Source organism: Akkermansia muciniphila, from assembly GCF_018709685.1.
Taxonomy (GTDB): Bacteria; Verrucomicrobiota; Verrucomicrobiia; order Verrucomicrobiales; family Akkermansiaceae; genus Akkermansia; species Akkermansia muciniphila_E.
Genome location: NZ_JABDHQ010000001.1, coordinates 186,513 through 210,301, shown reverse-complemented (window position 1 = coordinate 210,301; position 23,789 = coordinate 186,513). Strand labels below are relative to the sequence as shown.

At 59.0% G+C, this 23,789-nt stretch carries 18 protein-coding genes; 13 read left to right on the top strand and 5 right to left on the bottom strand.

Translation table 11 applies throughout. The features are described from left to right. The 6 genes from HHJ06_RS00845 to HHJ06_RS00820 all read left to right on the top strand — a co-directional run bounded on the left by HHJ06_RS00845 (window position 1) and on the right by HHJ06_RS00820 (window position 10,858). Window positions 1-885, top strand: coding sequence for a haloacid dehalogenase-like hydrolase (locus HHJ06_RS00845; RefSeq protein ID WP_215426916.1), 885 nt, complete (start codon window positions 1-3; stop codon window positions 883-885). Between the two features lie 24 nt (window positions 886-909). Next, on the top strand, window positions 910-2,292 hold the full coding sequence (gene mpl / locus HHJ06_RS00840; RefSeq protein WP_215426915.1) for a UDP-N-acetylmuramate:L-alanyl-gamma-D-glutamyl-meso-diaminopimelate ligase: 1,383 nt from the start codon (window positions 910-912) through the stop codon (window positions 2,290-2,292). 27 nt (window positions 2,293-2,319) lie between these two features. Beyond that, window positions 2,320-3,639: an OmpA family protein gene (locus tag HHJ06_RS00835; protein ID WP_215426914.1), complete on the top strand. Its 1,320-nt coding sequence runs from the start codon at window positions 2,320-2,322 to the stop codon at window positions 3,637-3,639. Window positions 3,640-3,723: 84 nt separating this feature from the next. Further along, window positions 3,724-5,733, top strand: a complete 2,010-nt coding sequence (locus HHJ06_RS00830) for an ATP-dependent helicase (protein ID WP_215426913.1) — start codon at window positions 3,724-3,726, stop codon at window positions 5,731-5,733. Between the two features lie 857 nt (window positions 5,734-6,590). Next, entirely contained in the window at window positions 6,591-9,749 is a 3,159-nt protein-coding gene (locus tag HHJ06_RS00825) for an autotransporter outer membrane beta-barrel domain-containing protein (RefSeq protein WP_215426912.1), read from the top strand. A 365-nt stretch (window positions 9,750-10,114) separates the two neighbouring features. Continuing rightward, window positions 10,115-10,858, top strand: a complete 744-nt coding sequence (locus HHJ06_RS00820) for a PEP-CTERM sorting domain-containing protein (protein WP_215426911.1) — start codon at window positions 10,115-10,117, stop codon at window positions 10,856-10,858. 176 nt (window positions 10,859-11,034) lie between these two features. Here the strand turns inward: HHJ06_RS00820 and asnS are convergent, their stop codons facing one another. The 4 genes from asnS to HHJ06_RS00800 all read right to left on the bottom strand — a co-directional run bounded on the left by asnS (window position 11,035) and on the right by HHJ06_RS00800 (window position 14,994). Then, the gene (gene asnS, locus HHJ06_RS00815) at window positions 11,035-12,402 is read right to left on the bottom strand and encodes an asparagine--tRNA ligase (protein WP_343206587.1); all 1,368 of its coding nucleotides are present in this window, start codon (window positions 12,400-12,402) and stop codon (window positions 11,035-11,037) included. Window positions 12,403-12,510: 108 nt separating this feature from the next. Continuing rightward, window positions 12,511-13,791 carry a C39 family peptidase gene (locus HHJ06_RS00810; RefSeq protein WP_251841359.1) on the bottom strand — a complete coding sequence of 427 codons (1,281 nt, stop codon included), beginning with the start codon at window positions 13,789-13,791 and terminating at the stop codon, window positions 12,511-12,513. 220 nt (window positions 13,792-14,011) lie between these two features. Next, window positions 14,012-14,329 (bottom strand): thioredoxin, encoded by a 318-nt coding sequence (trxA, locus tag HHJ06_RS00805; protein WP_012419743.1) that lies wholly within the window; start codon window positions 14,327-14,329, stop codon window positions 14,012-14,014. Between the two features lie 38 nt (window positions 14,330-14,367). Further along, on the bottom strand, window positions 14,368-14,994 hold the full coding sequence (locus tag HHJ06_RS00800) for a hypothetical protein (protein WP_215426908.1): 627 nt from the start codon (window positions 14,992-14,994) through the stop codon (window positions 14,368-14,370). Between the two features lie 270 nt (window positions 14,995-15,264). Between HHJ06_RS00800 and HHJ06_RS00795 the strand changes: the two genes are divergently transcribed. The 6 genes from HHJ06_RS00795 to HHJ06_RS00770 are packed head-to-tail and all read left to right on the top strand — an operon-like array spanning window position 15,265 to window position 21,924. Continuing rightward, a complete protein-coding gene (locus tag HHJ06_RS00795) occupies window positions 15,265-15,945 on the top strand; it encodes a hypothetical protein (RefSeq protein WP_215426907.1) in 681 nt (226 codons plus the stop codon). A gap of 14 nt (window positions 15,946-15,959) precedes the next feature. Continuing rightward, entirely contained in the window at window positions 15,960-17,144 is a 1,185-nt protein-coding gene (locus HHJ06_RS00790) for an HlyD family efflux transporter periplasmic adaptor subunit (RefSeq protein ID WP_215426906.1), read from the top strand. Between the two features lie 16 nt (window positions 17,145-17,160). Continuing rightward, window positions 17,161-18,396, top strand: a complete 1,236-nt coding sequence (locus HHJ06_RS00785; protein WP_215426905.1) for a hypothetical protein — start codon at window positions 17,161-17,163, stop codon at window positions 18,394-18,396. A gap of 4 nt (window positions 18,397-18,400) precedes the next feature. Next, window positions 18,401-19,651: a prenyltransferase/squalene oxidase repeat-containing protein gene (locus HHJ06_RS00780; RefSeq protein ID WP_215426904.1), complete on the top strand. Its 1,251-nt coding sequence runs from the start codon at window positions 18,401-18,403 to the stop codon at window positions 19,649-19,651. Next, window positions 19,648-20,793, top strand: a complete 1,146-nt coding sequence (locus HHJ06_RS00775) for a glycoside hydrolase family 43 protein (protein ID WP_215426903.1) — start codon at window positions 19,648-19,650, stop codon at window positions 20,791-20,793. The genes HHJ06_RS00780 and HHJ06_RS00775 overlap by 4 nt, the downstream gene beginning before the upstream one ends. Window positions 20,794-20,814: 21 nt before the next feature. Further along, window positions 20,815-21,924 (top strand): glycoside hydrolase family 43 protein, encoded by a 1,110-nt coding sequence (locus HHJ06_RS00770; protein ID WP_215426902.1) that lies wholly within the window; start codon window positions 20,815-20,817, stop codon window positions 21,922-21,924. Window positions 21,925-22,037: 113 nt separating this feature from the next. Here HHJ06_RS00770 and HHJ06_RS00765 read toward each other — a convergent pair whose 3' ends face one another. After that, entirely contained in the window at window positions 22,038-22,457 is a 420-nt protein-coding gene (locus HHJ06_RS00765; RefSeq protein ID WP_215426901.1) for a hypothetical protein, read from the bottom strand. Window positions 22,458-22,785: 328 nt separating this feature from the next. Here HHJ06_RS00765 and HHJ06_RS00760 point away from each other — a divergent pair, with 328 nt between their 5' ends. Then, complete coding sequence (locus tag HHJ06_RS00760; protein ID WP_215426900.1) at window positions 22,786-23,685, top strand: LysR substrate-binding domain-containing protein; 900 nt, start codon at window positions 22,786-22,788, stop codon at window positions 23,683-23,685. Window positions 23,686-23,789: the final 104 nt, after the last annotated feature.

The window sequence follows — 23,789 nt, the reverse complement described above, 5'->3', positions numbered from 1 at the left end:
ATGTCCTCCCCGCAGAATACAATCGCCCTGGTGTTCGACTATGACCAGACCCTGAGCCCTTTCTACATGCAGGACCAGGCCATTTTTCCGGAATTCGGCATCTCCCCGCAGGAGTTCTGGACCCGGTGCAACGCCACCGGGGAAAAGGAAGGCTGGGACGGTGAACTGATTTACATGAAAAGCCTGCTGGACGCCCTCTCCCTGGACCGCGTCAGCAATGCCCGGCTCACCCAGCTCGGTGAACGTCTCACTTTTTATCCCGGCCTGCCGGAGTTTTTTGACGCCTTCCCGGCCATGACCCTTTCCTCCCTTCATACGGACCTGGGCATCAACATTGAATACTACATCATCTCCTCCGGCCTGAAAGCCCTGATTGACGGCTCCGCCCTGCGCCCCTATTTCAAGGCCGTGTTCGGCTGCGAGTTCAGCGAAATGGACGGGCACATCAACTTTCCCAAAAGGGTCATCTCCCACACCACGAAGACCCAGTACCTCTTCCGCATCAACAAGGGCATGCTGGATTACGACCAGGACGTGAACGACCACATGCCGGAGGACATGCGCCCCATCCCCTTCGCCAACATGATTTACATCGGCGACGGCCCCACGGACGTTCCCTGCTTTACCGTCATGCGCAGGAACGGCGGCCATGCCGTGGCCGTTTACAACCCGGAGGATGAAACGGGCCGCAGCTTCCGCAAGTGCTACAACCTGGCCTCCAATTCCGACCGCGTCAACTTCATCGCCCCGGCGGACTACACGCCCGGAAGCCACCTTACCCGCGTTCTGTCCGGCATGGTCACGGACATCGCCAACGGCATCGTGCGCCGCCGGGACCGCGCCCTGGCGGATTCCTGCGTGGCGGCTCCCTCCTTTTCCAAATAAACCTGTTCCATTCCTCTCCCCGTCATGAACAATCATTTTCACTTTCTCGGCATCTGCGGAACCGCCATGGGGGCGGTAGCCGCCGCCATGGCGCGCCGCGGCTACACCGTCACCGGGTCGGACGCCAACGTATACCCCCCCATGTCCACCTTCCTGGAGGAAGAGGGCATCACCCTTTTTGAAGGCTACAAGGCGGCCAACATCCCCAAGGATGCGGACGTCATCGTCATCGGCAACGCCATGAGCCGCGGCAATGAAGAGGTGGAAGCCGTGCTCCAGCGCCGCCTGCGCTACCTCTCCCTGCCGGAAACGATGAAGGAATATTTCCTGCGCGGCAAGCGCAACTACGTGGTGACCGGCACCCACGGCAAAACCACCACCACGTCCATGCTGGCGTGGCTCATGGAAGACTCCGGCCTGAACCCCAGCTTCATGATCGGCGGGATTGCCCGCAACCTGGGCCGCGGCGGCCGTTTCACGGATTCCGACTTTTCCGTGCTGGAAGGGGACGAGTACGACACGGCCTTTTTCGACAAACGCTCCAAGTTCCTGCACTATCTGCCGGAACTGGTGGTCATCAACAACATTGAGTTTGACCACGCGGACATTTACAACTCCCTGGAGGAAATCAAGCTGAGCTTTCGCCGCCTGACCAAGATCATCCCCCGCAACGGCCTGGCTCTGGTGAATGCGGACGATCCCAACTGCCTGGACGTGGTGAAGGGGGCGCCCTGCCCCGTCAAGACGCTGGGCTTTTCCGACTCCTCCAATATCCGCATCCTGGATGTGGAAACTTCCACGGACGGAAGCCACTTCACGCTGGAAGGCACCCGGTACTATGTGCCGATGATCGGGGAATTCAACATCCGCAATGCCGCCATGGCGATCACCGCCGCGCAGTTCGCGGGCCTGAACGTCAAGCAGCTCGCAGACTCCATGGCCCGCTTTGAGGGCGTGGCGCGCCGCCAGGAAGTCAAGGGAGTGGTTAACGGCATTTCCGTGGTGGACGACTTCGCGCACCACCCCACAGCCATCAGGCAGGCCATCCTGGGACTGCGCCAGCGTTACCCGGACTCACGCATCTGGGCCATCTTTGAACCGCGCTCCAACACCACGCGCCGCAACATCTTCCAGAATGAACTGGCTCTGTCCCTCGCCACAGCGGATTTCCCCGTGGTGGCCGCCGTGGACCACCCGGACAAGGTGGCCCTGGAAGAACGCCTGGACCTCACCAAGCTCTCCAATGACCTGTCCGCGCTGGGCAAGGACGCTCTCATTGGAGGCCATGCGCAGGAAATCGTCTCCGCCGTCTGCAAGAAAGCCCAGCCGGGAGACGTTATTCTGGTAATGAGCAACGGCGGTTTTGACGGAATTCACGCCAAACTGCTGGAAGCCCTGAACGCCTGACCCTTTTTCCTACATTATTCATCTCCAATGAAAAACGCATCCACCATCACCGCCTTCATCATCAGCTTCCTGGTCGTGGGCAGCCTGGCCCTGGTCTTCCTGTTCCTGGGCAACCGGGAGGACGAGCCAGCCGCCACGGAACCCGCGGCGCAAACGGAAGTTCCGGCGCGCCAGACGGTGACGCCCCAGCCCACCGTGGACCCGCTTACCAAGGAGGACATCAGCCGGCAGACGGCCACGCCGTCCTCCGTGGTCAACCTCAATTCCCCCCAGACGCTGGCCCAGGCCATTGCCAAGGTCATCCAGGACAGGGACGCGGACACCTTGAAATCCCTGGAAATCCAGCAGGCCGTCACGGAAGCCCAGAGCCGCACCATCCGGGAGCTCATGGATGCGCGCCACGTGCGCCTTTCCACTCCCGGCATCACCAGCATCGGCGCCAACAACCAGGGGGCCAACCCTACGGCCAGATACACGCTCAATTTCAGCAGCGGCGCGCGCGGCTACCTGGACATGAAGCGCAATGACAAGCAGCAGTGGACGCTGGACACCCTCACCCTGCCCAGCAAGCAGGACCTGGCCAAGGACAAGGCCGCCCCCATGGCCATGAATGATCCCATGGGCGTCGTCAGCTCCTTCATGGACGCCGTCGCCAAGGCGGACTTCCGCACGGCGCGGAAATTCGTGGACGGAGCCAGGGTGCAGGACGCCACCGTGGCCGGGCTGTGCATCCTGTTTGAGGAAGGGGCCTTCCGCCTCCGGGAGGATGCCCCCATCAAGACCGCCTATGAGGCTCCCACCAACGCCGGGTTCTTCGTGCATCTTCAGGACGCCCAGGGCCGGAAAGCCGGCAACGTGGGCCTGACCGTAGCCAAGAAGGATGAACAATGGCTGGTTGCGGAAGCCTCCCTGGACAGCATGCTGGAAGCCTATACCAAACGGCAGGGCGCCGGGGACGACATCTTCATTCCCATCGTAAAGAACCCGCAGGGGGGGGATTCCCTGGCCCTGTTCTTCGGCTTTAATGAAGATGCCCTCTCCAAGCGTTCCGAACGCCAGCTCCAGATCGTGGCGGAAGCCATCAAGATGGACGGCGGCAAGAAGCTGGAAATCAGCGGGCACACGGACGACGTGGGCAGCGAACGCTACAATCAGGGCCTCTCCGAACGCCGGGCGGCGGCGGTCAAGGCCCAGCTCGTCCAATTCGGCGTGCCTGCGGAAAGAATCGTTACAAAGGGATTCGGCAAATCACAGCCGCGCCGCACCTATTCCCCCACGGCGGACGAAGGAACGCGGGACGAAGCCCGCAAGGAAAACCGCCGCGCGGAAATGTACCTGGACTTTTAAAGAGTGATTAGAGTGGAGAGTGGAGAGAAAAGTTTTTCGGCCAATTCCATTAACTATTCTCTATTAACTATTAACTGAAACGCCATGGCCCGCCGTTACGTCATCAAGCAGGATGCCGCGCCAGCCGCGCCCATCTCAGGGATTGACTACCGCACGGCCCTCAATGAAGAACAGTACGCCGCCGTTTCTTCGGAACCGGGGGCGGCGCTCGTCATTGCCGGGGCGGGTTCCGGAAAAACGCGCACGCTGACCTACCGCGTGGCGTGGCTTCTGGACCATGGCACGGACCCGTGGAACATCCTGCTGCTGACCTTCACCAACAAGGCGGCGCGGGAAATGACGGAGCGGGTGCGCTCCCTGATTCCGCTGGACCTGTCCCGCCTGTGGAGCGGCACCTTCCATTCCATAGCCAACCGCATCCTGCGCCAGCATGCGGAATACCTGGGCTATACCCCGGCTTTCACCATCATGGATTCCGACGACCGCAAATCCATGATCAAAAGCGTGGTCAAATCCCTCAAGCTGGATGAAAAATCCACCCGCTTTCCCAAGGCGGAGGTTCTTTCCTCCCTGTTCAGCCTGGCGGACAACGAAGGCGCCAATATCCAGGAAACGCTGGAAAACGCCTATCCGTACCTTTCCAACCACCTGGACGCCATCCTGGACGTGCACGAACAGTACGTGGCGCGCAAGCAGGAGACCAACAGCATGGACTTTGACGACCTGCTGCTCAACGTCGTGAGGCTCTTCCAGGAGCAGGAACACCTGCGCGCCCTGTACGGCTCCCGCTTCCAGCACATCCTGGTGGACGAATACCAGGACACCAATTACCTCCAGAGCCGCTTCATTGACATGCTGTCCCGGGAGCACGGCCAGCTCATGGTAGTGGGGGACGACGCCCAGAGCATTTACTCCTGGCGCGGGGCGGACATGGAGAACATCCTCAGCTTCACCACCCGCTACCCGGCCGCAAAAACCTTCAAGATAGAGACCAACTACCGCAGCGTGCCGGAGATTCTGGAGCTTTCCAACGCCGCCATCGCCGCCAACGAGGTGCAGATTGAAAAGCAGCTCCGCTCCGTGCGCCCTACCGGGGAAATGCCGCCCGCCCTCGTCCCACTCAATGACGACAGGATGCAGGCCAAATTCATCGCCCAGCGCATCCGGGACCTCATTGAAGAAGGAACGGACCCCAATGAAATAGCCGTGCTCTACCGCGCCCACTTCCACAGCATGGAGCTGCAGATGGAACTGACCCGCGGGGAAATCCCCTTCCGCATCACCAGCGGCATCAGGTTTTTTGAACAGGCCCACATCAAGGACGTGGTGGCGTTCATGCGCTTTGTGGTCAATCCCAGGGATGAACTCTCCTTCCGCCGCATGGTGATGCTGCTGCCCGGCATAGGCCCCGGCATGGCCCAGAAGCTCTGGACACGCTGGGCCGCGTGCCCGGAAAGCCGTTTGGAAACGCCACCGGAATCCTTCTCCGCCCTGATGCTGGACTTTCCGGTCCCGGCCAAGTCCAAAACAGGCTGGACGCAGCTCTGCTACACGCTGGACGAACTGGCCCCTGCCGGTAAAATCGCCGGACCGGCGTCCATGCTCCTTTCCATCAATGAAGCCGTGTATGACGAGTACATGCAGTCCGCTTTTGAGAACTATGACCAGCGCAGGCAGGACCTGTTGCACCTGGCCGGATTTTCCGAGCGCTTTGATTCCGCGGAGGACTTCCTCTCCCAGCTTTCCCTGCTGGGCAATACGGATGATGAAAGCGCAGCCGCGGACCTCTCCGGAGGGGCCGTCACCCTGTCCACCATCCACCAGGCCAAGGGGCTGGAATGGTCCGTGGTCTTCCTGATCGGCCTGTGCGACGGCATGTTCCCGCACCAGCGCGTGATTGATGACGGAGACCTGGCGGGGCTGGAGGAGGAGCGCCGCCTCTTCTACGTGGGCATCACCCGCGCCAAGGACCAGCTTTACCTGACCTATCCCCGCTGGAATTGCCGCGCGCAGGGGGGCACCTTCATGCAGATGCCTTCCCGCTTTCTGGATGAATTCCCCGCCAGCCTGGTGGAAGAGTGGCAGGTGGAGTGAATTTTCCGCCCCTGCCGCCATAAAGCGGAGACGCGCCGGAACTTCAATTCTCTCTGCGGAAGAGGAAGCATTCCCCGGAAGTTTCAGGAGCCACTGGACGCAATCCGCCGGAGGCCTTCCGTCCGGTTCCGGACCGGCGTTATTTGATGCTTTCCCGGAAAAGGAAATTCCTTCATGGCGCGCCGTTTTTTGAGCACCACGGCCTCATGGATGACGGTACGGTTCACCCCTTCATCCGCGCCACTATATATAATAGCTGTTTTCTCTCCATTCCTGTCTGCAGTCCTTCCCCATCTGCGCATCTCCACCTTATGTTCCAGTGATTCCAAATTTTGGAAGGTCATCCATCCCTGTCCATGTTATGCCGCCTGTTGACAGAGAAGAGGATTTCCCACCCTGGCCCTATTTGGATACGGCCCTTTTTCAACGGGTGCACACGGCAGGAGAAAAACACGGCATGCCAGCCCCGGTTGCCTGTAAAAACGGATTTTTTTCGTTCATGCGCTGAACATGTTGACGCCCCTTATTTCGGCAGAATCCCGGCACGAATAAAAGAGGCTCCTGAAGACTCCGTAATACATTTATGATCAATGTGATTATTTTATTTGTCCTGGAAATGAATTCCCCTGATGCCTCATTGAATTATCGTTCATGATCAGGCTTAAAAACTCCGTCATGAATGACACATTTAGAGATTATACATAAGTTATTCATTATGAGTAATTTCATTTTCAGGTTCTATCACTTTCCCCCTTGTCATGTCCTTGAACGGCCCGGAATGAGAACCATCTAATCTCTTGAGCGCCGTGATTGTCACGAACGCATAACCACCTAATCATTAAACTAATAAAAAAAGCATGAAATTAAGACTCCCACATATGCTGCTGGCAGCGGTGATCGCCTGCCTCGGTAGCTTATCCGTTGCTACCGCAGCCGACTACACAGCCAACAGTGCCGATACATTCGTTACGGCCTGGAACCAGGCTGCCGCTTCCAACGAAGCTTCAACCATCACTATCACCGTGCCGGCAGGTTCCGACAACATCACGCTGACCCAGGAACAACGGGCCCAGCTCAATGCCATCTCCGGAACGGGCAATGTGACCGTCCAGATGACGGACGCCAGCGGCAAATTAGTCAATTTCAACTATGATCTGGTTAATGGTCAGGTCAGCTTCAACGACATCACGCTGAGCGAACCCCTGGGAAGCGACAATGACATCGTGGTGACGAACGCCACGGACACCACCACCATTGATGGCAGGAACATTGCCATCGAAGGCACGAATGACGCCGCCAATCCCAAGACGGTCGGCGCCACCGTCACTTCCACGAATGGACAGGTAGGCATCGGCGACAACGTTTCCATGGAAAAAGCCGTGACCGTCACCGGCCAGGCAGCCCACACGGTAGACCCCGCCACGCCCCCGGCAGGCCAGGCCTATACCAGGACGACCTACGACACCTACAATGATTCCAACGAACAGGCCGTGGTCCTGGGCAACAACGTCACCATGCAGGACACCGTGACCGCTACCGGCCAGATCGTCAGCAATCCGGATGCCAAAGTTACGCTGAACGGAGACGTGACCTCCACGGCGGGAATCGGCACCGTGACCACGGAACAATTTGACGCGGCCAACAACCAGAACAGCAAAACCGTCATCGACTCCATGGATGACAGCATTTCCGGCGGCATCGTCCTTGGCGAAACCACGGCCGGAGCCATCGACATCAAGACCCAGGGCGGCAATGTTTCCCTGGGGGACAACTCCGTCCTGAACGGCACCACCGTTTCCGCGGAATCCGTGGACCTGAACAAGACCGTCTACAGCAATGACGACGGCAACTGGAACACTGTCGTGGGTACGGAAAAGCTGGACACCATCGAAGGCAGCATCACGCTGGGCGACAATACCACTGTCAAGGGAAACGCCACGCTGACGGCGGACGACAATATTGCCATCGGCGACAACAGCGTCATCACCGGCAATACCGCCGCTGACGGCATCATCACCGCGGGAGGGCAGATCTCCATCGGAGACGGCACTCAGGTCGTGGGCAATACCGCCACCAACGCTGACAAGGCCGCCATCAACCTGGCGGACGGCCAGACCCTGTACATCGGTTCCGGCGCAGTCCTTTCCGACAATACGTCCAACGGCGCCCTTGGTTCCGTGCATGCGGGCCAGAACACCCAGATTAACGTTTATACGGACGCCGCCGCCTACACCTTCATTAATGACGGCATCTCCACCGCACCCGCCGCCGCACCCACGGCTGACGCCGCCCCGCTGGCCGCTGACCAGACCGTCATGACGAAGACCGGCGCAGGCACCCTCGTCTATGGCAGTGGCGAAGCCACCGACACGTTCGGAGGCACCTACCAGCAGCTTGAAGGCAACCTGATTATCGGCCATGCCACCTTCGGCACGGTGGACGCCGCTACCGGAAAGGTCGGCCCTCTTCAGTCCATCGGCGCTGCCGTGATGGGCACGGACGATACGGTTTACGACATCCGGACGGGCCAAGTGACCCTGGCGCAGAACTCCACCATGAAGGGGGCTTCCGCCACCTTCGGCGGTGATTCCACCCTGCTGCTGAGCGACGGCTCCGTGCTGGACTTCGGCACTCCCGCCACATTCACGGATAATTCCCGCGTGGGCATCCAGGTATCCGACGCCACCGGCAATCCCGTCCCGCTTGCCCAACTTCAGAAGGGCATGGAAAGCGTGACAGTCACGCTGAACGGCACGGACATTTCCGGACGCTTGCTGAACAACCTGTTCCTGAACACCACCATGGCTCCGGGAACGACGGAAGGCACCACCACCATCACCCAGAACATGAAAGGCATTGACGGCCCCATGTCCGGCTACAACGGCAACGTTTACACCGTAGCGGCCGCCCTGGAAAACAACCGCCTGAACGTGGCCGCCGGTTCTCCCGCCGCCCAGTTCTATGAAAACCTGTTCCGGTCCACGAGCGCGGATGAAGCCGCCCGCATTATTCAATCCGTCAGTGGTGAACATATAGTGAACTTCACCTGGGCAGCCAGCCGCACCGTACGGAACTTCGCCGACCTGGGACGCATCCAGTCCGCCGCCTCCATGGCGCGCCAGACGGAAGACACCATTGAAGTGGTGGACGCCAAGGGCTCCCCGATCGCCCGCAAGACGATCGCCAAGGGCAACGGCAACATCTGGGTAGGCGGCATGGGCATCTGGGATGACCAGGACGCCCGTGACGGAGTTTCCGGTTACAAGTACAATGTCGGCGGCTATGCCGTGGGCATCGACTACAAGGCTGCGCAGGGTTCCCTGATCGGTATCGCCGCCGGCCAGAGCTTCGGTGACTTCAAGGACAAGACGGGCATCGGCGCCGACTACGACGTCGACTCCTTCCTGGCCATGATTTACGGACGCATGCATCCCTTCAGGGACAGCAAGTTCACGCTGGACGGCTACGGCGCCTACGGCCGCTCCCGTTTCAAGGGTAATTCCTACATCATGGGTTCCGCCGCCAACGGCAGAGCAGATACGGATACCTTCAGCGGTGGCCTGTACGGTACCTGGACGGAACGTTTCGCACTCGGCAAGGCTTACGTAACGCCTTACACGGGTATCGAATTCATGACCTCCGAGCTCAAGGGCTTCTCTGAAAGCGGTCCTTATGGACGCACCTTCGGCCATGCCCGGGCCCAGAACTGGACCATTCCGGTCGGCGTCACGATTGCCCGCGCCTACCAGACGGACGGCGGCACCACCATCACCCCGGCTTTGACGGTAGCCGCGGCGCAGGATGTGAGCCGCATGAACCCGAAATCCAATGTCGCCGGGCCCCTCGGAGCCTGGAACGCCCGCGGCGTCAACGTCGGCCGCACCGCGTTCCGCCTGAATGCCGGCATTGACGTGCTGTTCTCCAGCAACTGGGGAGCCCGCCTTTGCTACCAGTTCGAGACCCGCAACAAGCTGACCGCCCACGGCATTAACGGCGCCATCAGCTATACGTTCTAAGTAGGAGAGCGCTTTAGCGCATGCTTTTACTTGGTTATGGTAGGCCCTTTCCCGCCTGGCGCGGGAAAGGGTTTTCCGTGTATTTACATATGGCATGCCGCCGCGCATTAAATCTTTTCTTTTAAAAACGGCATTCTCCAATAAAGGGCCAACGGCCTTACGGATTTCCAATCCGGTTCACAGTTTGCCGGAAAACAAATATCTCACGGATAATGGATTATGAATTAATTAAATACCCACGGCTACTTTTTCCTTTAAACTTGTAGTAAAGATATGTTTTTCTGATGCCGTCTTCCTTCAAACATTTGCATTGACCCCGGATTGGAAATCCGTTATCCGTATCCTCGTTAAAGTATCTGTTAAGCATGAAGCTATCTACATTCTGCATTTTATGCTGCCTGTCCGCGGGGATTTCCGAGGCCGCCACTTACGTCTGGAGCGGAGCGGCAGGAAACGGGATTTACGGAGATTCCAATAACTGGACCGTGAACGGTACGCCAAACGGCTATTACCCGCAGCACAGCACCAATGACAACGCCGTCATTGGAGAAGATGCCGGAACCATTACGTGGTCCACTGCCCAAGGCTTCTTCGGCGCCACCAATACGGTCCAGATCGGTTCCGGAAGCACGTTGCTCTGCACCACCACGGTAGGAGACCTCAACGTCAATTCCTTCAAGCTGGACGGCAATTCCCAGCTGGTATTCGAATCTACCAACGCCTTTGGACTGGGCCGGGACTTTACGCTGGACTTCGGCACCTTCTCAGCAGCGGAACACGGTTCCTGGGTTGCCACGGACCTCACCAACTTCTGGACCAATGGAAAGACCGTCACCTTCACCGGCACGCTGGACATGAACAGCCTTTCCGGAAGTGGAACCATTGAACTGGCTTCCATCAAAGCCGCCCAGCAGGGAGGCAATCTCAACCTGGACCTGAGCGGCCTGAACATCGCCAGCAACTCCCAGGTTCATGCGACCGTGACGCAGGTCACGGAAAACGGCGTTACCAAGGTGCTCGTGAACTATGAAACCGTTCCGGAGCCCGCCACGGCCACGCTGAGCCTCCTGGGACTGGGCGCCCTACTGTTAAGAAGAAAGAGGCAGTAGCCTCACTGCCGCAGAAACGGTTTGATCCCCCGGCTTGTTCCTGAAAGGAAAAGCCGGGGTTTTCTTTTACCGCGGAGCCAGTTCACACAAATCTCCCCCGCCTTATGCGTCAAGAGTTCCGCCCCAGGCCGCCCTGAACCGCCCCGGACGGAAAAACGGGCTGTTTGCGGCTCCGGTCAAAACTCACAGTTCCGCGGAGTGCGCGCAAAGGGCAGCACGTCCCGGATGTTGGTCACTCCGGTAATGAACATCAGCAGGCGTTCAAACCCGGCGCCGAATCCGGCATGCGGCACGGTGCCGTAACGGCGCAGGTCGGCATACCATTGGTACGCCTCCTCATTCATGCCCATGCGGTTCATGTTTTCCAGCAGGATGTCCAGCCTCTCTTCACGCTGGCTCCCTCCCACGATTTCCCCGATGCCGGGCACTAGCACATCCATGGCGGTAACGGTCTTACCGTCCTCATTCAGGCGCATGTAGAAAGGCTTGATCTCCTTCGGGTAGTTGTACACGATGACCGGGCACTTGAAATGCTCTTCCGTCAGGAAGCGTTCGTGCTCGCTCTGGAGGTTGATGCCCCAGGAAACAGGATAATCAAACGCCTTTCCACTCCTGAGAAGGATGTCCACGGCCTCCGTATAGGAACAGCGCACAAACGGCGTTTCCTTCACATGCTCCAGCCGCTCTTTCAGCCCCTTGTCCACAAACCTGGTCAGGAATTCTACTTCCTCCGCGCTGTTTTCCAGGGCATCGCTGACCAGGAAGCGGATGAACGCTTCCGCCATGTCCATGTCCCCGTGCAGGTCGCAGAAGGCCATTTCCGGCTCCACCATCCAGAATTCCGCCGCGTGGCGCGTGGTATTGGAGTTCTCCGCCCGGAAGGTGGGGCCGAAGGTATAAATATTGCTCAGGGCGCACGCAAAGGCCTCCCCTTCCAGCTGGCCGCTCACGGTGAGGTATGCCGCCTTGCCGAAGAAATCACGGGCGGCGTCCCGAGAAGCGGCGTCACCCACTTCCAGCGTCGTTACGCGGAACATTTCACCCGCTCCCTCGCAGTCGCTGGCGGTAATGATGGGCGTGCTGACCCAGGAAAAGTCCCTGGCCTGGAAAAACCGGTGAATGGCAAACGCCAGCCTGCTGCGCATGCGGAACACGGCGCCGAACAGGTTGGTGCGGGGCCGCAGATGGGCAATGGAACGCAGGAATTCCGGCGTATGCCCCTTTTTCTGCAAGGGGTAGGAATCCGGGGCGGTCCCCACCAGCTCCAGGGAAGAGGCGCGCAGTTCCCAGCGCTGCCTGCCCTGCCCGGCGACGAGAGCCCCGCGGATGCTCACGGCGGACCCGGTAGTCATCTCCCCGATCCGTTCATAGCCGGGAATGCCTTCATCCGCCACCACCTGGAGGGAAGCCACGGAGGAGCCGTCATTTACCTCCAGAAAGGAAAAGGCCTTGGAATCACGGCGCGTCCGCACCCAGCCCTGAATCAGTACGTCCGGTATTTCCGCCTCACTGGCCAGGGCATGCTTCACCAATGTTCTGCTGATCATGGCGCAAGTATAATACAGCTCCCTTCCCATTCCAGCAGAATTACCTTCCCGCGCGGAGAATAATCCGGCGTTCCAGCCAGGGAAAGAAGGGGAGGCAAAGCCGCTTTACTTGGAGGGCTGCATGACCTGCCGCCCCGTCGTAATGGCAATGGCGTCCGCCAAAGGCATTTCCTTCTCCGTGTGCTCCACTCCCCAGGAATCCGAGAAGATCAGCGTCTTCTTTTCCTCATCAAAGCCGATGATGAGCCTCAGGTGCCCGCCGCGCGTCTGGGAAATGCGCATCGGTTCCGGAACCACTCCAAGCTGCACGGACCACAGTACGGGAATGCCCGCCGAGATATAAGGCTTGATGGAATTAAGCCATTTATCCATCTGGGACGGAGATCCGGCCCGCGCCAGTTTCAACACTTCCCCGTCCGCATTGTCCCAGAAGCCGGGCCAGTCATATTCATCCTCGAACTTCTCCTTTTTCAATTTGGACGCCGCGCGGTTGTAGGCTTTCAGCAGGTTCCTGAAATCCCGGGCATCCGTCAGGGAATCCAGCACCTTGATCCGGATCTGGAAGCGCGCCCCGATCTTTTTCAGGTTCTCCGCCATTTCCTTCGTGCTGGTGCCTCCTTCAGCGGAAGAATTGGCCAGGGAAGCCAGTTCATGCTGGTCCACGTAATCCATCCCGTAATAAGCAAAAATGCGGGCTGCCGTAGCCACCACGCAATACCCCTTCTGCCCCTGGTCCACCATGGGAATATCATGGATCACCACGCGTTTTCCCTCCTTCCTGACATGCTGTTTCACGTCAGCCTTCCTGGCGCGGGAGGAAGTGTCTCCCCGCGCAATGGAAGCCTCCGTGGGGCCGGCCTTCAACCGGATGAATTCCGCTTCAAATTCCCTGCCCTCCCTGGACGTATTGATCTCCAGGGCAATCGCCCCCTTGTCCCAGTTCCAGGACCAGCCGTTGACTTTCACCACCGCCTCCCGGCGGGAGGCCCGGTATTCCTTGGGCTGCACACCGGTGAGCCCGGTCAGGGCCTCCCGGATATGGTCCAGGCGCTTTTCAAACTCTTCCTTGTCAATGGCCCCGTTGTCCCCCTTGTTATACATCATGATGGTCATGGACTGGGGAACGCCCTCCTTCCAATGCACCAGCATTTCCCCCAGGGACATTTTTCCCAGCTTGATCGCAGGCTTCGCAATCCGCAGCTGGGTTTTTCCCTTGTCCACCCAGCCTCCGGACTCCCCGTTAAAATATTTTCCGAACAAATCCGGTTGAGGCAGATTCCAGAACGCACCGGACTTCAAATCCGGCGCAATGTCCCCCGCACCCCATGCAGCGGAAAGAAGACAGCAGGCGGAAAAAAGAGACAGGACTGAAGAGATGAAGCGCATCACGGAAAAGGAGTTGAGGGCTATCCCGCGGCGCGGGATTTATACTGACAATGTATTCTCCCATGACGGCTCTGCCAAGAAAAAAGGAATCACGCGGACTGGAGGAAAGGCGACCGTTCCCCTTCCCTGCATCAGGATCATTCAGGCCCATCCCTTATACAAAAAACGGCCTGCCACGGTGAATCCGCAACAGGCCGCCTTGAATGAATAACCAGTCCGGTTACATGAACGGGCGCAAGCGCTGCATGATGGCGTCCTTGGAAGAGGCGCCCACCATCGTGTCCATGATTTCCCCATCCTTGATAATCAGGAGCGTGGGGATGGTGCGCACGCCGTAGGTAGCGGCCAGGCCGTTATTGGCGTCCACATCCACTTTGCCCACCTTGATCTTGCCGGCCAGTTCCGTGGAGAGCTGGTCAATGATCGGGGCGATCATGCGGCAGGGGCCGCACCATGTAGCCCAGAAGTCGACAAGCACAGGGATGTCGGACTTAAGAACTTCGTCCTCAAAATTTGCTTCAGAAAATACGTTTGCCATAGTACCGCTTAGAGTAGTTCAACAAGGATTACGTTCACTTATTCTTCTGCATCCGCACTGTCGGAAGACTCGTCAGCGGCTGTGTCGGAGGAAGCGTCATCGGAAGGCTCGTCAGCAGCCGTATCCTCCGTTGCTTCTTCATCAGCGGCGGAGGGAGCCGCGGCGGCGGGCTTGGAATCGCCGCCCAGCCAGCCCGTCATGCTGCGGGATTCCAGAGTATCCGTGAAGTATTGGTAACCAACAAAAATCAGCGCAAAAGCCAGGGCCACGAAGGAAAGGACATTCAGCAGCGTATTGGGGGCGGCTTGCGTATCCTCTTCAAATTTCTTGGCCGTAAAGGAAGTGGAGGAAACGGGAGCGGCCGCAGGAGCGGTATTCAGCCCGATGGTGGCCTGCGGAAGCTGGGCGGTAGCCATTCCTGCGCCGGGAGGCGTCAGGGGAACGGTGGGCGCAGCGGCGGCGGGGGCCGCACCGGCAGGAGGAGTGATGGGCGTGGTGGCGGAACCAAGAGCAACCGTCTTCAACCCGCCGCCAAGCTTGATGCCGCCGCCAAGTCCGGCGGGACGCAGGGGGATGGTGGGCGCAGCGGCGGCAGGCGGAGCGGCGGGAGCCGCAGGAGCGCCGGCTACGGGAGGCGCCGCGGGAGCTGCCGGTGCACTGGGCACGGAAGGAGCTGCCGGCGGAGTCGGGATGCTGGGCGGGGGCGGAGTACCGCCCGGAATGGAGGGGGGAGGTGGATTACTCATATCGGAAAAAATAGCTGTGCTGAACGATAGCTCTCGCTTATTTCCGTCCGTAAATCAAGAAAAAGAATGCGCAAAGCCTGAATTCCGTGCAATTTTTTTCAAATTGAACCGTATTCCATCCTAAACACGCTGTCCGGACTTGCCCTGAAAAGCGTTCTTTCCTACGCTGTGTATCCGGCATTATTTCATATGAAACCCATTACCAAATTAGCTTCCACCAGCCTGCCTGACGGTTCCCTTCTTGAACTCTGGGAACGGGACGGCTTTCATTTTCTTCTCCGTGACGGCATGCAGATGGCGTCCAGTTTTTCCCATGGAAGCAATGAAACGGCCGCAGCCATGGCCGCAGCCCCGGTAAAAAGGGCCAACCAGCCCTCTTTTCTCCTGGACGGCCTCGGCCTGGGATTCACCCTGTTTGCCCTGATGGACCAGGTGCAGAGGGAAAAAGCCAGCTTCATTGTGGGGGAACCCTGCAAACAGCTCGTGGACTGGCATGAGCAGTTGCTGGATAAGGAACGCCCCGGCTTTCTGCATGATCCCCGCGTCAGCGTGGAATTTACTTCCGCGCTCCAGGTGGCCCGCAAGAACCCGAAGAGCTTCCATGCCATCCTGTGCCGCTCCACGCATGAGCGCATGAACCTGACCGTGGCGGAGGCTTCCGACTATTTTGCCGCGCTCAAGCAGGGCGGCCTGCTGGTCATCACCATAGCCCGGCCGGACACCCGCCTGGCCCGCACCCTGCAAAAAGCGGGCTTTGAAGTCAGCACGGAAGCCGTGCCTGCCTCACATAAAGGAAAGAAAACCACCTTTCACACCGTTCTTCTTGGAAAGAAGGGGCGTTTCGTCCCCTTCTCCGCCCACCAGTCCTGATTTCACCATTCCATATGAAGCGCATATCCCTCACCACCGCCGGCCTTCTGGCCGCCCTCCTCATGGGAGTCCCCGCCATGGCGGACTCCATCGCCCCGGGCATCCTGCTGCCCAAAAAGAATACCAAATCCATTTCCTTCTCCCCCAAGGGAACCTCAGACATCTTCCTCCTGGGCATCATGTCCCAGGGCAGTTCCGTAAAAAAGGGGGAATCCGTGGCGCAGGCCGACTTCCGCATTCTGGACAGGAGCATTGAGGACTACGAACGCACCATTAAAAGCAAGAACCTGGAAGTGCTGAAACTCCGCTACGCCCTGGACCAGCAGAAGGAACGCTCCGCCATGGCCCTGCAAAAATACCAGACCGCCCTGACGCGCACGGAAGAGGACCAGAAGGACTTTCTGGAAAAGCGGAAGGCCCGCATGCTGGCGGAAGAGGAGGAACGCGTGAACCGGGCCCTGCGCCACATGTCCTACAAGCAGGAGGAGCTGAACCAGCTCACCAAGATGTACAAGGACGACCAGGTGGCGGAAGAAACGGAAGAGATCATCCTGAAGCGCCTGAAAAACGAACTGGGCGAAAGCGAATTTGCCGTGCAGGGGGCCAAGCTCGTCGCGGAACTTGCCAAGCTGCGCAACATCCACCGCCTGGGGGAAGACTACGCCACCGCGGTCAGGGAAAAGCAGACAGACCTGGCGGAAGCCAAAAAACAGGCGGACTTTGACCTGGAACAGAAAAAGATAGCCCTGACGGAAGCGGAAGTCTCCCTGCGCCGCCTCCAGGACAAGTACAATGAACTGAAAGCGGACCGGGAAATGGCCGCCTTCAAGGCGCCGGAAAGTGGCATCCTGCTTTACGGCGGCTACGTGGCGGACAAATGGGTAGCCATTCCGGTGGCGGAAAAGCTGAAACCCGGCGGCAAGCTGGAAGCTTTTGATAAAATAGCCACCATTGTCCCCCCTGATTCGGAACTGATCGTTCAGGCCACATTGCCGGATTCCACCGCCACGCCCAAGGTAGGGGAAACTGTCATCATCAAGGTGACGAACATGCAGATTCCGGGCGTGATCACGGAAGCCAGCCCCATTCCGGGTGCCGACGGCAAGCGGCGCATCATCATCACGCCCAAGGTTCCCGCCAGCCAGATCTTCGCCCCCGGCCTTCCCGTCCAGGTGACGATCAAGGACCAGCAGGCGTAAGCCCCTACGGACTGCCATGAACAAGGCTATCCTCCTTCTCGCCGCCCTGGGCGCCTGCACGGCGTTCTGCGCTCCCGCGCAACCGGAAAATACGGCAAAGAAGGAGAAAAGGGACACCATCCCCATCGCCAAGGTGCCGGACGTTCCGCCGCCCTCCCGGGAAAAACTGGACGCCTCCATCCGCAAGGCGGCGGATTTCCTGCTGGGCAACCAGAACAAAGACGGCTCCTGGGGAAGCCATACGCTCACCAAGGGGCTGAACGTCATCTGCCCCTACCCGGAAGGCCCCAGGTCATTCAGGACCGCCTCCACCTCCCTGTGCGTCATCGGCCTGCTCGCCAGCCCGCTGAAGGAAGACCCGGTCGTGAAAACGGCTCTGGACAAGGCTATCCAGTACCTGCTTACCACGCTTCCCACCCTGAAACGCGGAGATACGCGCACCGTGCTCGGCGTCTGGGGGCATGCCTACGGACTTTCCGCCCTGTGCAGGGCGGCCCGGGGCCTTCCGGAAGACTCCCCCCGGTATGCGGAACTGAAAAAAGTAGCGGCACTGCAAGTGGAAGCGCTGGACCAGATGGCGGACGTCCAGGGCGGCTGGGGGTATTACACGTTCCAGACTTTCTCCAAACGCCCTATCGGAGAACCTACCTCCTTCCTGACCGCCACGGTGCTGATCGCCTACAAGGATGCGGAACGGGCCTTCGGCCTCAAGCCTGATCCCCGCATCCTCAAACGGGCGGTGGCCGGGCTGGAAAAACTGCGCACTCCCGCCGGGAGCTACGTTTATTCCTTCTCCCACTCCTTCTACCCCGGCAGGCCCATCAACCGCCACACCGGCAGCCTGGCCCGCACCCCGGCGGGGGATCTGGCCCTGATCCAGTATGATCCGGACTTCATTTCCAGGCTTCAGCTGGAAGACGGCCTGGAACGCATCTGGAGCCGCGGAGGATGGCTTTCACTGGCCGTGAAAAAGCCCATCCCGCATGAAAGCTTTGCCCAGAATGCGGGCTACTTCTTCTACTACGGCTACTATTATGCCGCCCGCTGCCTTTCCGAAGTGCCTGCGGAACGCCTGAAGCGCCACGCCTCCCATCTGGCGGCCGACCTGCTGCCCATGCAGGAAAAGGACGGTTCCTGGTGGGACTACCCCCTGTACAACTACCACAAATTCTACGGCACCGGCTATGCCCTGTTTGCCGTTTCCCGCGTGCGGGATTCACTGTACCCTCCAAGCCCGGCTCCCGCCCCCTGAACCCATGTTCCGCCTGCTGCTGACCAGCCTGTTCCTGACGGCCACCCTGCACGCTGCCGCAGTGGAAGCGGAGTCCGCCCCCCCCGGCAATGCGGATGCCGTCCCCATCGCCAAAATCCCGGACGTTCCCCCTGCGGAAGCCGGGCAGTTTGACCGGGCGTTCCGCCGCGGCGCGGACTTCCTGCTGAAGAGCCAGAACAAAGACGGCTCCTGGGGTGATCACCGGGTGATCGGCACGTGGAACATCCTCTGCCCCTATCCGGATGGCCCCCTGACGTTTAAAACGGCCAGCACGGCCCTGTGCATCGCGGGGCTGAACGCCAGCCCCCTGCGGAACGAACCGGCCGTGCAGCAGGCCATGACCCGTGCGGAAGATTACCTGATCCGGACGATGCCCCATTTGAAACGGGGAGACGCCCTCTGCATTTACAACACCTGGGCCCACACCTACGTGCTGGACGCCATGAGCATGCGGGCAGCCGCCCTGGACCGGAACAGCCCGCGCTACCGGGAACTGATGGGCTGCGCCCGGTTCCAGGTGGACCGGCTCAATGAACTGGCCTCCGCCAAAGGCGGCTGGGGCTACCTGACCTACACGGGCTACAGCCGGCGGCCCGCGGCGGAACCCACTTCCTTCCTGACGGGAACGGTACTCATCTCCTCCTGGATGGCCGGCAGGACATTCAATCTTTCCCTGGACGGCAAGGTATTCCGCCGGGCGCTGAAATTCCTGAAATCCCAGCGGACTCCGGCGGGAACCTACGTTTATTCCCTGGGGCACGCCTTCTATCCCGGGCGCCCCATCAACCGCCATACCGGCAGCCTGGCCCGCACCCCCGCCTGCGATTACGCCCTCAGGCTGTGGGAGCCGGAAGCCGTCTCCCTGCGCCAGCTCATTGACGGGCTGGACCGTCTGTGGAGCCGCCGCGGCTGGCTGACCATGGCCCTTCACAAGCCGACGCCGCATGAAAGTTTTGCCCAGAACTCCGGCTACTTTTTTTATTATGGATATTATTATTCGGGAATGTGTCTGGACATGCTGCCCCCAAACAAGGTAAAACGGCATGCGTCTCTGCTGGCGAACGATATTCTCACCCGGCAAGGCGACGACGGTTCCTGGTGGGACTATCCCCTGTACAATTACCACAAATTCTACGGTACCGGTTATGCCCTGTACGCCCTCTCCCGCGCATGGGACAAGCTCTACGGCACGCCCACCGGACCACTAACCACGCCCAAATCCACTCAGCCATGACCAAGGTTCTTAAATCACTTGCCGCCCTTTGCCTGTTTTGCGGCGCAGCCGCCGTCTCCACCGGAGAGACCCAGGAAAAACATTCCTCCTTCAAGCCCGGACAAATCTGGACAGACAACAACGGCGTGCACATCAACGCCCACGGCGGCGGCATCCTTTACGACAAGGGCACCTACTACTGGTACGGGGAGCACAAGGTGGAGGGTGACGCCGGGAACTACGCCCAGGTAGGCGTGCACTGCTACTCCTCCAAGGACCTGTACAACTGGAAGGATGAAGGCATCGCGTTGAAAGTGGTGGAAGGGGACAACTCCCACCCCATCGCCAAAGGGTGCATCCTGGAACGCCCCAAGGTGGTCTACAATAAAAAGACTAAAAAATACGTGATGTGGTTCCATCTGGAACTCAAGGGGAAGGGCTACGGGGCGGCCTACGCCGGGGTGGCGACGGCTGACAAGCCCACCGGACCGTTCACCTTCCTGAAAGCCGGGCGCGTCAATCCGGGCAAATGGCCCGCGAACATGGACAAGAAGGACCAGACCATGAAGACGTTCAAGGGAGTACCCGGCCTGACCTCCAGCGCACTGCCGGAAGGAGTCCGTTCCGAGGACATGTTCAAGAAAGACTTTGAAAAAGGCCAGATGAGCCGGGACATGACCATCTTTGTGGACGACAACGGAAAGGCCTACCACATCTATTCCTCGGAAGAAAACAGCACCACGCACATCGCGGAGCTGACGCCGGACTACACCGGGCACACCGGGAAATTCGTGCGTGTCTTCCCGGGGCGTTTCATGGAAGCTCCGGCCATTTTCAAGCACAACGGGAAATACTACTTCATCGCGTCCGGCTGCACGGGCTGGGCGCCCAACGCCGCCCGCAGCGCCGTAGCCAAAAACATCGCCGGACCGTGGACGGAGCTCAAAAATCCCTGCGTGGGGCCCAAGGCGGGGAGAACCTTCGATGGCCAAAGCACCTACATCCTGCCCGTGCATGGCAAGCCCGGCAAATTCATCTTCATGGCGGACATCTGGAGGCCCCAAAACGCCATAGACGGCCGCTACCTGTGGCTGCCCATCCAGTTTGACGGTGACCAGATCAAGCTGGAATGGAAGGATGAATGGAAACTGGAAGACATGTAACACCTCTTACAAACATTGCTCATGAAACCGCTTCTGCTTACTTTTTTTGCCGGGCTGGCCTATTGCCTTTTCCCCGTTGCCACGGCTGACGCCCCCGTCAGGCACACGTCTTTCAAGCCGGGAGAAATCTGGACGGACAACAACGGCGTGCACATTAACGCCCACGGCGGCGGCATCCTTTACGACAAGGGCACCTACTACTGGTACGGGGAGCACAAGGTGGAGGGAGACGCCGGAAACCGCGCCCAGGTAGGCGTGCACTGCTACTCCTCCAAGGACCTGTACAACTGGAAGGATGAAGGCATTGCGTTGAAAGTGGTGGAAGGGGACAACTCCCACCCCATCGCCAAAGGATGCATCCTGGAACGCCCCAAGGTGGTCTACAACAAAAAGACTAAAAAATACGTGATGTGGTTCCATCTGGAACTCAAGGGGAAGGGTTACGGCTCCGCGTACGCTGGCGTGGCGACGGCCACAAAACCCACGGGGCCGTTCACATTCCTGAAAGCCGGGCGCGTCAACCCGGGCAAATGGCCCGCGAACCTGGACAAAAAGGACCGGACGACCGAGTTCACCAAGGAGATGCCCGACTACGTCCGCATCATCCGCAGGGATTACCCGGGAGGCCAGATGAGCCGGGACATGACCATCTTTGTGGACGACAACGGAAAGGCCTACCACATCTACTCTTCGGAAGGCAACATCACCCTGCACATCGCGGAACTGACGCCGGACTACACGGGACATACGGGAAAATATGTCCGGGCCTTCGTCAACCGCTACATGGAAGCCCCGGCTATCTGCAAACACAACGGGAAATACTACCTCATCGCTTCCGGGTGCTCCGGCTGGGCGCCCAATGCCGCCCGCAGCGCCGTAGCCAAGAACATCGCCGGACCGTGGACGGAACTCAAGAACCCCTGCGTGGGGCCAAAAGCCGGCATCACCTTCGGCGGCCAGAGCACCTACATCCTGCCCGTGCAAGGCAAGCCCGGCAAATTCATCTTCATGGCGGACATCTGGAGGCCCAAAAACGCCATTGACGGGCGGCACATGTGGCTGCCCATGAAATGGGACGGGGACCAGATTATTCTGGAATGGAAGGATGAATGGACGCTGAAAGACCTGTAAGCGCCTCCCTCCTGAAAGGAGGAGTGCTCCTGCCATGAATCCGGCCCGCTTCCCGTTCAAGGGGAAAGCGGGCCGGATGCGGTTAAACGTGTTCTAATTGATGAAAGCCGCGGTTAGCGGGCCTTCTTGGAAGCAATCAGATAATTCCTCATGCGCTGGTCGGCAGGGGTGGTGGGGCGCACGCTGGTGACCCAGTTGCCGTCCTTGTCCTTCTTCTTCACTTCCGTCCTGTCGCGGTACAGTTTGGCGGAAAAACCGTCGGAATCAAGTATCACCGGGCCGGGCCCCTTGGTCACAATGGGGGTAGGGGGCACTTCCGCCACCACGGTCATGGGGGTGGTCAGGGAATCATACCAGTAGACCAGTTCCTGCTGGCCCGCGGGATTATCCGGATAAGGCGCATACGCTCCGTTATTGGTGGAAACCTTCACATAGGCCGGTTCCGGAAACGTAGTCTGATAGGATGAAGGCGAACAGGCTCCCAGCAGTAAAAGGCTGGCGCCGCCGACAATGATCATGGATTGCAGTTTCATATAGGCATTGGAGTCCCTTCCGCCCGCAACCGTTCAGACCATGAGTGACCGCAAAACCTTTTCCGGGGTTCATTCACAGCAAACAACAATCTGACCTTCAATCAGAAACGAATCCACATTCAAAACTTTCCCTCCTTTCTGTCTTGCATGGCCACCACAGAGCAAGCTGCTTCCGGGGACTTATTCATACCCATGAAAAACCGGGTATTACCGCTTATAGGAGTGATTTTGTAATCCAATTCTCCGGGAAAGTATTTTTTATCAGCCCGTAGAAACCGGGAAAGAACCTTGCCGGGGACCGGGTGAAATGGTTGAATGCCATCATTCCATGATTACGGATTTCCGGCTGAAAGTGTTCGAGACCGTTGCGCGGCGGCTTAACTTCACCCGCGCGGCGGAGGAGCTGTTCATTACCCAGCCGGCTGTCACCCGCCATATCAAGGAACTGGAACGTCTGCTGGACGTGCGACTCTTCAAGAGGGAGGGCCGCGGCATCGCCCTGACGACGGAAGGCGCACGCCTGCTGGCTCATTCCCGCCGCATTCTGAAAGAATATGAAACGCTGGAGGAAGACATGTCTTCCGGCAGGAACGCCCCCATTTCCGGAGAGTTGAGCCTGGGGGCCAGCTCCACCATGTCCCAGTACGTGCTGCCTCCGCTGCTGGCCCTGTTCAACCGCCATTATCCGGAGATAAGGATACGGCTGAAAAGCGGCAATACGGAAGAAATGGAGCAGGCCGTACAGCATGAAGCCGTGCAGCTGGGCATCGTGGAAGGCACAGCAACGCGGACGGACCTGCATTACCTGCCCTTCATGGAGGATGAAATTATTCTGGCCGGAGGCGCCCACGCCGCCGTGCCGCGGGAAGGGCTTTCCCTTCCCCAGCTTTCCGGCGTTCCCCTGATTATGCGGGAGCCGGGGTCCGGAACACGCCGGGTGGTGGAGGAAGCCCTGAAGGCGCACGGAATAACCACTTCCGGTCTTAATATCCTGATGACTCTGGGGAACACGGAGAGCATCAAGCTGTATCTGGCGCATTCGCCCGCCTGTTCCTTTCTTTCCTCCCTCGCGGTCCGGGAAGAACTCAAACGCGGGGATCTGAAAAAAATCCACGTCCGCCAATTGGAAATCCGCCGCTCCTTCCATTTTGCCACCGGGCACGGAGACCACAGCAGAATCAATGAGTTATTCATCAAATTCTGCCGGAATTATTATAACAAAATCTAATTGTCTATAACAATTTCTGATTAGATTTTATCATAATAGTGGAGTATATCTCCACCGCATCCGCTTCAGCACGCCTTCATCCGGGCGTCTCCGGCGGCAGTGAT

Coding starts and splice junctions, on each gene's coding strand:
- HHJ06_RS00780 (WP_215426904.1), top strand. CDS start 18,401: ATGTTCCGCCTGCTGCTGACCAGCCTGTTCCTGACGGCCACCCTGCAC.
- trxA (WP_012419743.1), bottom strand. CDS start 14,329: ATGGCAAACGTATTTTCTGAAGCAAATTTTGAGGACGAAGTTCTTAAG.
- HHJ06_RS00835 (WP_215426914.1), top strand. CDS start 2,320: ATGAAAAACGCATCCACCATCACCGCCTTCATCATCAGCTTCCTGGTC.
- HHJ06_RS00765 (WP_215426901.1), bottom strand. CDS start 22,457: ATGAAACTGCAATCCATGATCATTGTCGGCGGCGCCAGCCTTTTACTG.
- HHJ06_RS00795 (WP_215426907.1), top strand. CDS start 15,265: ATGAAACCCATTACCAAATTAGCTTCCACCAGCCTGCCTGACGGTTCC.
- HHJ06_RS00820 (WP_215426911.1), top strand. CDS start 10,115: ATGAAGCTATCTACATTCTGCATTTTATGCTGCCTGTCCGCGGGGATT.
- HHJ06_RS00830 (WP_215426913.1), top strand. CDS start 3,724: ATGGCCCGCCGTTACGTCATCAAGCAGGATGCCGCGCCAGCCGCGCCC.
- HHJ06_RS00770 (WP_215426902.1), top strand. CDS start 20,815: ATGAAACCGCTTCTGCTTACTTTTTTTGCCGGGCTGGCCTATTGCCTT.
- HHJ06_RS00845 (WP_215426916.1), top strand. CDS start 1: ATGTCCTCCCCGCAGAATACAATCGCCCTGGTGTTCGACTATGACCAG.
- HHJ06_RS00775 (WP_215426903.1), top strand. CDS start 19,648: ATGACCAAGGTTCTTAAATCACTTGCCGCCCTTTGCCTGTTTTGCGGC.
- HHJ06_RS00810 (WP_251841359.1), bottom strand. CDS start 13,791: ATGCGCTTCATCTCTTCAGTCCTGTCTCTTTTTTCCGCCTGCTGTCTT.
- HHJ06_RS00825 (WP_215426912.1), top strand. CDS start 6,591: ATGAAATTAAGACTCCCACATATGCTGCTGGCAGCGGTGATCGCCTGC.
- HHJ06_RS00790 (WP_215426906.1), top strand. CDS start 15,960: ATGAAGCGCATATCCCTCACCACCGCCGGCCTTCTGGCCGCCCTCCTC.
- mpl (WP_215426915.1), top strand. CDS start 910: ATGAACAATCATTTTCACTTTCTCGGCATCTGCGGAACCGCCATGGGG.
- HHJ06_RS00785 (WP_215426905.1), top strand. CDS start 17,161: ATGAACAAGGCTATCCTCCTTCTCGCCGCCCTGGGCGCCTGCACGGCG.
- HHJ06_RS00760 (WP_215426900.1), top strand. CDS start 22,786: ATGATTACGGATTTCCGGCTGAAAGTGTTCGAGACCGTTGCGCGGCGG.